The sequence below is a fragment of the Methylobacterium sp. CM6246 genome, from assembly GCF_054818005.1.
Genome location: NZ_JBTXKY010000001.1, coordinates 2,313,505 through 2,326,369 on the forward strand (window position 1 = coordinate 2,313,505; position 12,865 = coordinate 2,326,369).

Consider the following 12,865-nt stretch of genomic DNA (forward strand, 5'->3'; position numbering starts at 1 on the left):
TCAAACGCCCCGCCTCCACACGCCCGACAGTGTCCGCCACGCCGGTGCCAGCACGAAGCCCGTGAGCGGGATCAACAATCCACCGACCGCCAACCCGATCAGGCCCGACGCCATCGCGGTAACGAGCCATTCGACGATGCCCGCGGCGAACGGGACGGATGAGGCTGCGCCGACCGCGGCCTGATGCGCGGTGTGTGCCGGGGCCGACAGGCCGTAGGCCTCCATCCCGTGCATCAGGATCCCGCCACCGACCCAGATCATCGCCGCCGTGCCGACGACGGCAAGGATCTTAAGCAGGATCGGCATGCCATAAACCACCCCGCGTCCGAGACCACGGACGAGACTTCCGAACGGCGGTCCCGCCGCGCTGCCAGCGAGGGCAAGGCCTGCGTCGTCGGCCTTCACGATGAGCGCCACCACGCCGTAGACCCCCACGGTGATGCCGAGAGCGACGATGGCCAGGACGGCCGCCCGCATCCAGAAGGTGCCCTCCGGCAGCGCGGCCAGGGTGATGGCCATGATCTCGGCCGACAGGATGAAGTCGGTCTTGATCGCGCTCGCGACGCGGCTGTCTTCCCGGGCCTGGTCGCTCCCTGCGTCGCCCGGGCCTTCCGCGTCGTGGCCGTGCGCATGATGAGGAAAGAGGGCCTCGTAGACCTTCTCGGTGCCCTCGTAGCAGAGATACGCGCCGCCCAGCATCAGGAGCGGCGTGATCGCCCAAGGCGCGAAGGCACTGAGTGCGAGGGCACCGGGCAACAGGAACAGGAGCTTGTTCCGGAGCGATCCCAGGGCGATCTTGCCGACAATCGGCAGCTCGCGTTCTGCCGCGAAGCCGACGACGTAGCGCGGCGTGACCGCGGCATCGTCGATGACGACGCCGGCCGCCTTCGTTCCGGCCCTCGCGGCCTGCCCCGCTACGTCGTCGAGGGATGCCGCCGCCGCCCTGACCATGAACGCGACATCGTCCAGCAGGGCGATCAATCCAACGCTCACAGGTCTTCCCTCGTCAAAGATCGGTCCGCCAGACAGACGAACCGCGACCGGATTTGATCCGTCACACAGGGAGGTCGGTGCGACAAGGCCGCCGGAGGCGCCGACCCGGGACCTGACAGGCTCGGGATCCGATTCGCGCGCTATCGATCGGATGCGACGCGGCTCTCAAGGCGCCGGGGGCGCATCGATCCGCCGAACGGTCGAACCTAAGGCGGCTGCGTCGGTTGTCCGAACCGCCGGGTCACTCGGCGGGCTGAGGTGCGGAGCTGTCGTCGTGCTCCCGGGAAGCGGCAGGCTTACCCAGGAGCCGCTCGAAGGCGACGTAGAAGGTCGGCGTCACGAACAGGGTGATGAAGGTCGCCACCAGGAGGCCGCCGATCACCACGGTGCCCATCGAGACCCGGGCGTTGGCCCCGGCGCCGCTGGCGATGGCAAGCGGCACCGAGCCCATGATGAACGCGAACGAGGTCATCAGGATCGGGCGCATGCGCAGGCGCGCCGCATCCTGGGCGGCCTTGAGCACGTCCTCGCCCTGCTTGCGCAGATCCTCCGCGAACGCCACGAGCAGGATCGAGTTCTTGGCCGCCAGCCCGACCAGGAGCAGGAGACCGACCTGCCCGAAGATGTCGAGGGCGAGCCCCCGGATGGCCAGGAAGCCCACCGCGCCGAAGATCGCGATCGGCGTGCCGAGCAGGATCACGAAGGGCAGGCGCAGGGACTCGTACTGCCCGGCCAGCAGCAGGAAGATCATCAGCGTGCCGAGGCCGAAGATCAGAGGCGCGTAGCCGCCGGCGATCTTCTCCTGGTAGGCGACGTCGGTCCATTCCACCGCGTAGGTGGACGGCAGCTTGGAATCGGCCAGGGCCTCGATCGCCGCGATGGCGGTGCCCGAACTGGCGTTGGCCGCGGTGTCCACGGCGATCTCGATGGTGGGATAGGTGTTGTAGGACAGGACAGCGGTCGGGCCGGTGACGAAGTGCGTCTGGATCAGCGAACCGACGCGGACAGGCTCGCCGCGGTTGTTGAGCACGGTGAGCGCCTCGACATCCTCGATCGTCCTGCGTCCCGAGGCCTCGCTCTGCACGTAGACCTGATAGACGTAGCCGAACCGGTTGAAGAGGTTGACGAAGCTCGAGCCGACATAGGTCCCCAGCGCGTCGAACAGGTTCTGGAGCGGCACACCGAGCTGCTCGGCCTTGGCCCGGTCGATCTCCAGGCGCATCTGCGGGACGCCGTAGCTGGTCGTGGGGATCGCACGGCCGACCGAGGGCAGCTTCTCCATCTCAGCGATGAAGCGTTGTGCAGCCTCCGCGAGCTTGAGCCCACCGGAACCGCTGCGGTCCTGCAGTTCCAGCGTAAGGCCGCTGCGCGAGCCGAGCCCGGGGAGGGGTGAGGGGTTCACCACCCGGATCTGGCCATCGGGGTCGTGCTTGAAGCGCTTCTGCACCGTGGCGATGACATCGGTGACGCTCTGGTCGCGCTCGCCCCAGGGCTTCAGCGTCGGGATCTGGAACCCGTAGAACGGCGCGATCGCGTCCGCGAGGATGCTGCGGCCGGTCACCCCGATCGTGTGCTCCACGCTCGGGATCTCGCGCAGGGCCTCGCCGACACGGTCGACCATCTTATCGGTGCGGGCCACGGAGGCGCCCTTCGGCAGGACCACGTCGGCGAAGAAGTAGCCCTGGTCCTCGTCCGGCACGAAACCGGAGGGCCGCTGCATCGTCATCCACACGGTCACGGCGGCGAAGAGCACGAACACGATGGCGACGAGGGCGATGTGGCCGGTCAGCCAGCCGATCGCAGCCACGAGGCGGCGGCTCGCGCCCTCCAGACCGGCGTTGAACCAGCGCAGGGGTGCCCGCCAGCGGCTCTCATCCTTGGCGTCCGCCTCACGGTGCTTGAGGATCAGCCCACACAGGGCCGGGGTCAGAGTCAGCGAAACCACCGCCGAGATCATCACCGAGATGGCGATGGTCAGCGCGAACTGGTTGTACAGCTTGCCGGTGAGGCCGGGGATGAAGGCCACCGGTACGAACAGGGCGGCCAGGACCAGGGTGGTGGCGATGACGGGGCCGGCAACCTCGGTCACGGCCTCCCGCGAAGCGGCTGAGGGGGCCATGCCCTCGTCCATCAGGCGCTCGGTGTTCTCGACCACGATGATCGCATCGTCGACCACGAGACCCACGGCCAGCACCATGCCGAGCAGGCTCAACGTGTTAAACGAGAAGCCGAGCAGGGCCATCGGCCCGAAGGTCCCGACCAGCGCCACCGGCACCGCGATGGCCGGGATCAGGGTCGCCCGCCAGTTCTGGAGGAACAGGTAGGTGACGATCACCACCAGGACGAGCGCCTCGAACAGGGTACGCACGACCTCGAAGATTGCCTCCTTGACGAATTCCGTACGGTCGAGTGCGATCTTGTATTTGAGGCCCGGCGGGAAGCGCTTGGCGAGGTCCACCATCGTGGCACGGGCGCCGTCCATCACCTGAACCGCGTTGGCGTCCGGATTCTGATAGAGCCCGAGCGTGGCCGAGGCTGCCCCGTCGAAGCTCGAGCGGACGCCGTATTGTTCGGAGCCGAGCTCGACCCGTGCCACGTCGCGGATGCGGACCACGGAGCCGTCCGGGTTCGCACGCAGAAGGATGTTGCCGAATTCCTCGGGCTTTCGCAGGCGCCCCTGGGTCACGAGTTGCAGCTCGAAGGCGGTCGCCTGATCGACCGGCGGTTTGCCGAGCGTGCCCGTGGTGATCTGCGCGTTCTGCTGCGTGATGGCGGTCGTGACCGTGCCCGGGCTGATGCCGAGGGCCTCCATCTTCAACGGATCGAGCCAGATCCGCATGGCGTAGCGCTTGTTGGAAAAGTTGACGATGCGGCCCATACCCTGGACCCGGCGCAGCGGCTTGATCACCTGCGTCTCGGCCCAGTTGGCCAGGAACAGCTCGTCGTAGGGCGCCCCGTCCTCAGCGTAGAGGACGATGTTGCCGAGCCGCTGGCGTGAGCTCTTCGTGATCTCCAAACCCTGGGCGTTGACCGAGGGCGGAAGCTTGGCCTCCGCCCGGTTGGCGCGGGTCAGCACTTCGGCGGCCGCGGCATCGAGGTCCGAGCCGACCTCGAAGGTCGCGTCCATGCTGACGCTGCCGTCGGTGTTGCTGGTCGAGTTGATGTAGAGCAGGTTCTGAGCGCCGTTGATCTCCTGCTCCAGTGGGATCGCGATGGCCTCGTAGGCCTGCTGGGCGCTGGCCCCCGGATAGGTCGCCTGGATGTTGATGATCGGTGGGGCGATCTCGGGAAACTGAGCGATCGGCAAGGTCAGGCCGGCGACCGCGCCGATCAGCGTGATCAGTACGGAGATGACGCCAGCCAGGACCGGCCGATCGACGAAGCGGGCGAACATACGGGATCGTGACTTCCGGTCGTGCGCCGCCGACGTGGAGGCCGCGTTGCAACGTCTGGCCGATGAGCGTGTTCCTCTGCCGCCGGGCGCTCGCTATCGCGGAGGGCCGAGCCTCGGGTCTTGGGAGCGTCAGTGGTGCGGACAGCAGTTAAGGTTGGTGTGGGGGCGGGGCTGATCGTCCTGGCGGGCGCAGGGGGCTGGTACGCGGCAGGGCGTCCCACGCCGGAGCGGATGGTCGCGGCGCTCCCGTTCACCGGTGGCGACACGGCGACCGAACCGGCCGAGCCGCCGCTGGACGTCCGGGTCATCACCGTGCGCAAGGTGAAGGTCCCGATCGCCTTCACGTACACCGGAACGATCATTTCCCAGCAGGATGCCACGTTGCAGGCGCGGGTGACCGGCAACGTGACGGAGCGCCCGTTCGAGCCGGGGGGCCACGTCAAGAAAGGGCAGGTGCTCTTCCATATTGATCCGAGGCCCTTCGAGGTGGCACTGCAGACCGCCAAGTCGCAGCAGGCCCAGGCCCAGGCCCAGCTCACCTTCGCCCAGGCGGAGGTGGACCGCACTGAGACGCTCGCCGACAAGGGCTACGCCACCGAGCAGCGGTTTCAGCAGCTCCAGGCGAACCGGACCTCGGCGGTCGCACAGGTCCAGGGGGCGGAGGCCGCCATCGCCCGGCAGAACCTCAATCTGGATTACGCGGTCGTGAACGCCCCCTTCGACGGGCGCGCCAGCCTGTCCACCATCAACCCGGGCGATCTCGTCATCGAGAACCAGACCCAGTTGGTCTCCGTGGTCCAGCTCGATCCCATCGACATCCAGATGGCCCTGTCCTCGGAGGATTCAGAAGCGGTCCGGGCGGCGATGCGGGATGGGGGCGTCACCGTGTCGGTCCTCGGCGAGGACGGGAAGCCAGTGCGTGAGGCCAAGATTTACCAGCTCGACAACCGGTTCGATCCCCGGACGGCGCGCCGCCTCGTCCGGGCTCTGATGCCGAACGACGACGAGCGCTTCCTGCCGGGCCAGTTCGTCCGCGCCAGTATCCGGACGGGCACGAAGGAAAGGCTGCTGGTGCCGACCGCCGCCCTCGACTCGCAGCTGGCCCAACAGATCGTCTACACGGTCGACGCGGGCGGCAAGATTCAGCAGAAGCCCGTGACGACGGGAGACACCTACGGCGAGAACACGGCGATCCTGGACGGGCTCGCGGATGGCGACCACCAGGTGGTCGTCGATCACCTGCAGGAGATGCGGCAGAACCTGAAAGTCGTCGCCCAGTCGGCGAGGGAGGTCGAACCAGACCGGAAGCCCGGACACGGGGACGCGCCCGCCTCAGGCGAGCCCGGGTAAGCCTAGCTGGCCACGCGGTCCATTTTCGCGCCACGTCGAGATTCTGTCGTCACGGGACGAGTTCTGCATGTCAAAGCTTCACTTGGCCCTCGCAAGCCTACTATTGATCGTTGGCGACCTGCCCGCGACTGCGCGCACGGCCGAGTGCCGGGTCACCCGCGACGCCTACGCGTCGCTGAAGCAGGGGACGCACTACGATCAGGCGGTGAAGATCCTCGGCTGCCCGGGCCGTCGAGTGACCCACATGGAGATCGGCACCGTTCAGCGGGCGACGTATTCCTGGCGCGGAACCGGCCGCACCGGCGCCAACCTGAACCTGTCCTTCCGCAATGGTCGGCTCACGAGCAAGTCGCAGCTCGGCCTCAACTGAGAGCGACCGACCCGTTCCAGCGTCCGGCGCCAATCGATGGGACCGACGGGGGCGCGCATGCGCATGCGGGTCAGGCACGTCTTAAGGTCGGAAAGATCGCGCAGAACACGTTTGGCCGTTCACCTCTGAGGGTGAATCGGAGCGATTGGAATCGGTTGATCGCCTCCCCGCCAGTCCAGGTGGTGGCACGGACAACGGCCGATCCGCGGCCCGCGCGCGTCAGAACCCGTATTACCGCTTGCTACGACCGAAAGGCCACGGCGGGACAGGCTGAGGTTTGAGCCAGGGCGACGAAGCACTCCGCACGACCGAACACGCACCTTTCCGGAAAAACGATCCGGGTGGCTAACAGTTCAGCCACCCGGATGGTTAGATCCGTCACGCTTTCGAACACCGGGCCAATCTAAGCTTCGCCGCCGCCTATCACGCGTCGGATATCAGCGATGGAAATCGCCAGTTCGCGGCAATCCAACCGCGGCGCTTACGAGCAACCGGTCGTGGACCCGCAGGTGTCGCACTTCAGGCAGGTGCCGTTGCGAACCAGCGTGAAGTTGGCGCATTCCGGGCATGCCTCGCCGACGTAGCCCTTCATCTTCGCCTCGGCCCGCCGGTCGGCGACGGTGCGTTCCACTTTGGTGAAGGGGAGCGTGTCGGCGATCGTCTCGGTCTGCCGGGCCACCGCCGGCTCGGATTTGAGTGCCGAGGTGCCATGGATCGCATGGACGGTCCCGCCGGCCGGAGAGGTCTGGCCGGTGCTTCCGGCACCGACGCCGACCGTGCCGCCAGCCGGTCCGCCCTGGATCAGGGTGAGGCGGTCGGCCGAGCCGCGCAGCAGGCCGCGCGAGACGACCGAGGAGGCCGGTGCAGGCTTGGACCCGTCGCGCGTGGTGTCGCCGGCCTCGCCGCCGCCGAGCACCGTGCCGCCGATCTCGGCTGGGCTGACATGGGCGAGGTCGGCGCGACCGAGATAGGACACGGCCAGCTCGCGGAACACGTAATCGAGGAGCGAGGTCGCGTTCTTGATCGCGTCGTTGCCCTGAACGAAGCCGGCCGGCTCGAACCGGGTGAAGGTGAACGCTTCGACATACTCCTCCAGCGGCACGCCGTACTGGAGCCCGAGCGAGATCGCGATGGCGAAGTTGTTCATCAGGCTCCGGAAGGTCGCGCCCTCCTTGTGCATGTCGATGAAGATCTCGCCGAGGCGGCCATCGTCGTACTCGCCGGTGCGCAAGTAGACCTTGTGCCCGCCGACAACCGCCTTCTGCGTGTAGCCCTTGCGCCGGGCCGGCAGCTTCTCGCGGGACCGGATGTGCTCGACCCGCTCGATCACCCGCTCGACGATCTTCTCGGCGATCTGAGCGGCCTTGGCGGCGGCGGGGGCCTGGATCAGCGTCTCCAGGGCGTCATCCGCCTCGTCGTCCTCGTCGACGATGAGGGCGGCGTTGAGCGGCTGCGACAGCTTCGAGCCGTCGCGGTAGAGGGCGTTCGCCTTCAGCGCCAGGGTCCACGACAGGCGGTAGGCCGCCATGCAATCCTCGACCGTGGCGTCGTTGGGCATGTTGATCGTCTTGGAGATCGCCCCCGAGATGAACGGCTGGGCCGCCGCCATCATGCGGATGTGGCTCTCCACGGACAGGTAGCGCTTGCCGATGCGGCCGCACGGGTTGGCGCAGTCGAACACCGGGTAGTGCTCACGCTTGAGGCCCGGCGCCCCTTCGAGCGTCATCGCCCCACAGATATGGGTGTTGGCGACTTCGATGTCCTTCTTGGTGAAGCCGAGGAACGGCAGCAGTTCGAAGGTCGGGTCCGAGAGCTTCTCGGCCGGGACCTTGAGGGTCTGGATCAGGAACTCGTCGCCCAGCGTCCAGCGGTTGAATACGAACTTGATGTCGAAGGCCGACTTCAGGCCCTTCTCGATCGCGGAGATCTTGTCGTCGGTGAAGCCCTTGGCCCGGAGGGTCGTCGGGTTGATCGCGGGGGCTTGGCCCATGGAGCCGTGGCCCACCGCGTAGGCCTCGATCTCGGCGATCTCGGATTCGCGGTAGCCCAGCGCCCGCAGCGCATCCGGCGCTGCCTGGTTGATGATCTTGAAGTAACCGCCGCCGGCGAGTTTCTTGAACTTAACCAGGGCGAAGTCGGGCTCGATGCCGGTGGTGTCGCAATCCATCACGAGGCCGATCGTGCCCGTTGGCGCGATGACGGTCGTCTGGGCGTTGCGGTAGCCGTGGGTCTCGCCAAGCTGGAGCGCCCGGTCCCAAGCCGCGCGGGCATGGGCGCCGAGGTTGTCCTGCGGGATGTTGGCGTGGTCCAGCGGCACCGGCGCGATGCTCAGGAACTCGTAGCCCTCCGCCTCGCCGTGGGCGGCGCGACGGTGGTTGCGGATCACCTTCAGCATCGCGTCGGCGTTGTCGTCGTAGGCCTGAAACGGGCCCAGCTCGGCCGCCATCTCGGCGGACGTGGCATAGGCCACGCCGGTCATGATCGCTGTCAGCGCACCGGCCAGGGCGCGGCCCTCATGGGAATCGTAGGGGAGGCCCATGGTCATCAGCAGGCCGCCGATGTTGGCGTAGCCGAGGCCGAGCGTCCGGTACCGGAACGACAGCTCTGCAATCTCCTTCGACGGGAACTGCGCCATCATCACGGAGATCTCGAGCACCACCGTCCAGAGGCGGTTCAGGTGCTCGAACGCCTCGACATCGAAGCGCTTGGCCTGCCGGTCGTACATCGTCAGCAGGTTGGCCGAGGCCAGGTTGCAGGCGGTATCGTCCAGGAACATGTACTCCGAGCACGGGTTCGAGGCCCGGATCCGGCCGCCCTGCGGGCAGGTGTGCCAGTCGTTCATCGTGGTGTTGAAGTGCAGGCCCGGATCCGCCGAGGCCCACGCCGCCTCGCCGATCTTTTCCCACAACTCGCGGGCCGGGATGGTCTTCGCGACCTTGCCGGTGGTGCGCTGGGTCAGGTGCCAGTCGGCGTCCGCATCGACCGCCCGCAGGAAATCGTCCGTCAGCGAGACGGAGTTGTTGGAGTTCTGGCCGGCGACCGTGAGGTAGGCCTCGGAATCCCAATCGGTGTCGTAGACGGGGAAATCGATCTTGGTGAAGCCCTGGCGAGCGAACTGGACGACGCGCTTGATGTAGGCGTCCGGCACGGAAGCCTTGCGGGCGGCCTTGATCTCGCGCTTCAGGGCGGGGTTGCGCTCCGGATCGAAGCAGGCATCCCCTTCGGCCTCGCACTGGGTGCAGGCCTTCATCACCAGGCCGAGATGCTTGGAGACGACCTTCGAGCCGGTCACCAGGGCGGCGACCTTCTGCTCCTCCTTCACCTTCCAGTCGATGAAGGCCTCGATATCCGGGTGGTCGATGTCGACGATCACCATCTTGGCCGCGCGGCGCGTGGTGCCGCCCGACTTGATCGCGCCGGCGGCCCGGTCGCCGATCTTGAGGAAGCTCATCAGGCCGGAGGACTTGCCGCCGCCACCGAGCTTCTCGTTCTCGCCGCGGAGCGCGGAGAAATTCGAGCCGGTGCCGGAGCCGTACTTGAACAGGCGTGCCTCACGGACCCACAGGTCCATGATGCCACCGTCGTTGACGAGGTCGTCCTGCACGCCCTGGATGAAGCAGGCATGCGGTTGCGGGTGCTCGTAGCTCGACGCCGAGCGGGTCAGCTCACCGGTGCGGTAGTCGCAGTAGAAATGGCCCTGGCTCGGGCCGTCGATCCCATAAGCCCAGTGCAGGCCGGTGTTGAACCACTGCGGCGAGTTCGGCGCCACCATCTGCTTGGCCAGCATGAAACGCAGCTCGTCGAAGAACGCCGCGGCATCCTCCTCAGAGGAGAAATAGCGGCCCTTCCAGCCCCAGTAGGTCCAGCAGCCGGCGAGGCGGTCGAACACCTGCGTGGCCGAGGATTCGGAGCCGATCCGCGCCTCCTCGGGGAGCTCGGCCAGGGCGGCCTCGTCGGCGACTGAGCGCCACAGGAAGGAGGGGACGTCGTTTTCCTCGATCTTCCTGAGGCGCGCCGGAACGCCGGCCTTGCGGAAGTACTTCTGGGCCAGCACGTCGCTCGCGACCTGGCTCCAGCTCTCCGGAACGTCGATGCCGTCGAGGCGGAACACCACCGAGCCATCGGGGTTGCGAATTTCGCTCAAGGCCTTGCGGAACGGAATACCGGTATAGGGCGACTGTCCGGCCGTGGTGTAGCGACGCTCGAACCGCATAAGACACACCTCTCCCGTCGGGACACGGATGTCCCGGCCCCGCTGGACGCGGGGTCGATTCCCAATAAGGGGGTCGCGTTCGCTCGCACCCGGAAACCGGAAGCGAGGCGACTCAGCGAAGATGATTTTAGGACGGTCGAACCTGCCGAAACGCACCACGGGGGGCGGCGCGACCGATGAAGGGACAATACCGCCGCCATCGCTCTCACGTCAACAAGTAGTGTGCGCCGGCGCGGTTCCCCGCTAGATGTTGTGCCGGCTCGTATAAACCTGTGGATATCCGCAGCGCCCTGGATAAGTGCCCTTCCGGCATTCGGGATTCGGAGCGGAAAAATTTTCGATCCACACCCTAAAGTAGAGGCACTTTATCGCGGGTCGTAAATAGCCGGCTGAGGTCCGGGGTGGGCGTTGCGGCGCAGCGACAGTTGGGCCCCATGGCTGGACTCGGGCGCGCGCGCTCACCATAACGGCGCCAGAAGCGCCTCTGCGGCGCGGCTTGCTACCGGGACCGGCGATGGCGCTGAAGGACACTTTGCTGCGCGTCTTCACGTGGTGGAACGGCCAGACCGTCTCGCTCGCGCTCCAGACCGCCCGCACCGGCATCTTCGTCGGCGAGGATGATTTCGGAAACAAGTACTACAAGGCCGAAGGCGCGCTGATCGACCGCTCGGTCGGCTCGGAGCGGCGCTGGGTGGTCTATAACGGCTACGCCGACGCGTCGAAGGTACCGCCCGGCTGGCGCGGCTGGCTCTGCCACAACGTCGATCTCGCCCCGAGCGAGGAGGCCTACACGCCGCGCGCCTGGCAGCAGCCACATGTCGAGAACCAGACCGGCACGCCGAACGCCTACCGGCCGCAGGGCTCGCAGCTTTCCTGGGGCTCCCGTCCGGCCGCGACCGGCGATTACGTGTCCTGGACGCCCGGCGAGTAGGCTTGGTCGCCGGATCAGGAGGCTTGCGGCTGCGGCGCCCTTTTACCGCCACCGTTCCGGTGTTCATCGCGAGGCCACCCGATCCGACCGCCGCGCCCGTGACGGCGCGACCGGCCTTCCTCTAGAGCCTCGTCCCGGATCCGGGCTGCGGCCCTGGGGTCCTTGTTCCGCATCGTCGTCTTCCGAGAGTCGGCCACCCCGTTTCGGGACGATGCATTAGGGGTCCGAGCCTTGAGCCGCACCAAAGCCCTCGCACGCCCCGTCCTGGCCCTCGGTCTGGCATTGGCCCTCGGGGCCAGCCCTGCCGCGGCCGACAAGATCAAGAATCCGACCGCGGTCTTCTCCGGCCTCGACAAGATCACGGGCCGCATCGTGTCCTTCGAGGTCGCGGTGGACGAGACCGTGCAGTTCGGGTCGCTGCAGATGACCCCGCGGGTCTGCTACACGCGTCCGCCCACCGAGAGCGCCAAGACCACCGCGTTCCTCGAAGTCGATGAGGTCACCCTCGACAACAAGTACCGGCGCATCTTCACCGGGTGGATGTTCGCGTCGAGCCCCGGCCTGCACGCCATCGAGCACCCGATCTACGATGTCTGGCTGGTCGACTGCAAAGGCGGCAGCGACGTGATCGCCGAGGCGAAGGAGCAGGAGGACGTGCCGGCGGTGGCGGCCAAGCCGGAGCGGACGAAGCGCGCGGGCCGGGATTCGACCAAGACTGCCCAGCAGCTGAACGCCGCCGGCCAAGTCGATGTCGAGGCGCCGCGCGGCGTGCCGGTGCAGCCGCGCCAGAAACCCTCGCGAAAGTTCTTCCCGTCGAACGAGGGACCGGCTCCGGCCCCGCCGCCCCCGCCGCAGCCGCAAAACCTGTTCGACGCGCTGTTCCGCTGAAGCTCAGTCGCCCGCGCCGACGCCGAGCGCATCCAGCACCCGCGCGCCAGGGACAGTCCCGTCGCAGGGCCATACGTTCCAGTCGGCGTCCGCGTCGAGGGCAATGGCGAGCCGCCGCTTGTAGATGTGCCGCGGCAACTCCTCGGCACCGAACTGCGTGAGGTGATCGGTCACGAACTGGGTGTCGGCGAGGCGGTAGCCTCCGGCGCGCAGTCGGGCCATCAGGTGAACGAGGGCGACCTTCGAGGCGTCGCGCACCTCGTGAAACATGCTCTCGCCGAAGAAGGCCGCCCCCAGCGAGACGCCGTAGAGGCCGCCCACCAGGCGCCCGTCCGCGCCGGCGTAGACCTCGACGGTATGGACATGCCCGAGGTCGAACAGCGCGCCGTAGAGCTCACGGATCCGCCCGTTGATCCAGGTCTTCTCGCTGTCTCGGCGGGGCGCGGCGCAGCCACTGATCACCCCGTCGAAATCCGTGTCGCACCGGACCTCGAACTGGTCGGACCGCACGGTCCGGGCCAGGCGCCGGGACACCCTGAACCCGTCGAGCGGCAGCACCCCGCGCGCCCGCGGCTCGACCCAGTAGAGGGTCGGGTCGGTCGCATCCTCCGCCATCGGAAAAATGCCCGCCGCGTAGGCCTTCAGCAGGATCTCGGGGGTGATGTCCACGCGGGTCGGATCGTGCATGGGACGAGTGTCGCGCGGCGCCGATCCAAATGCCAGAGC

At 67.4% G+C, this 12,865-nt stretch carries 8 protein-coding genes; 4 read left to right on the forward strand and 4 right to left on the reverse strand.

Annotated elements, in window-relative coordinates:
* Together ACYQPG_RS11390 and ACYQPG_RS11395 are read right to left on the reverse strand one after the other, a co-directional pair.
* Entirely contained in the window at positions 1–993 is a 993-nt protein-coding gene (locus ACYQPG_RS11390) for a DUF808 domain-containing protein (RefSeq protein WP_147908554.1), read from the reverse strand.
* A 241-nt stretch (positions 994–1,234) separates the two neighbouring features.
* Positions 1,235–4,387, reverse strand: a complete 3,153-nt coding sequence (locus ACYQPG_RS11395) for an efflux RND transporter permease subunit (RefSeq protein WP_461230967.1) — start codon at positions 4,385–4,387, stop codon at positions 1,235–1,237.
* 135 nt (positions 4,388–4,522) lie between these two features.
* Between ACYQPG_RS11395 and ACYQPG_RS11400 the strand changes: the two genes are divergently transcribed.
* Positions 4,523–5,737: an efflux RND transporter periplasmic adaptor subunit gene (locus ACYQPG_RS11400; RefSeq protein WP_461230968.1), complete on the forward strand. Its 1,215-nt coding sequence runs from the start codon at positions 4,523–4,525 to the stop codon at positions 5,735–5,737.
* 67 nt (positions 5,738–5,804) lie between these two features.
* Positions 5,805–6,107, forward strand: a complete 303-nt coding sequence (locus ACYQPG_RS11405; RefSeq protein ID WP_461230969.1) for a DUF3862 domain-containing protein — start codon at positions 5,805–5,807, stop codon at positions 6,105–6,107.
* Positions 6,108–6,588: 481 nt separating this feature from the next.
* Here ACYQPG_RS11405 and ACYQPG_RS11410 read toward each other — a convergent pair whose 3' ends face one another.
* On the reverse strand, positions 6,589–10,320 hold the full coding sequence (locus tag ACYQPG_RS11410; RefSeq protein WP_461230970.1) for a vitamin B12-dependent ribonucleotide reductase: 3,732 nt from the start codon (positions 10,318–10,320) through the stop codon (positions 6,589–6,591).
* Positions 10,321–10,834: 514 nt separating this feature from the next.
* On the opposite strand from ACYQPG_RS11410, the gene ACYQPG_RS11415 reads away from it, so the two are divergent.
* Both ACYQPG_RS11415 and ACYQPG_RS11420 read left to right on the forward strand, forming a co-directional pair.
* Positions 10,835–11,251 (forward strand): NADH:ubiquinone oxidoreductase subunit NDUFA12, encoded by a 417-nt coding sequence (locus ACYQPG_RS11415; protein ID WP_147906148.1) that lies wholly within the window; start codon positions 10,835–10,837, stop codon positions 11,249–11,251.
* Between the two features lie 231 nt (positions 11,252–11,482).
* On the forward strand, positions 11,483–12,139 hold the full coding sequence (locus tag ACYQPG_RS11420; protein ID WP_147906147.1) for a DUF2155 domain-containing protein: 657 nt from the start codon (positions 11,483–11,485) through the stop codon (positions 12,137–12,139).
* 3 nt (positions 12,140–12,142) lie between these two features.
* Here ACYQPG_RS11420 and aat read toward each other — a convergent pair whose 3' ends face one another.
* Positions 12,143–12,826 carry a leucyl/phenylalanyl-tRNA--protein transferase gene (aat, locus tag ACYQPG_RS11425; RefSeq protein ID WP_147906146.1) on the reverse strand — a complete coding sequence of 228 codons (684 nt, stop codon included), beginning with the start codon at positions 12,824–12,826 and terminating at the stop codon, positions 12,143–12,145.
* Between the last annotated feature and the right edge of the window lie 39 nt (positions 12,827–12,865).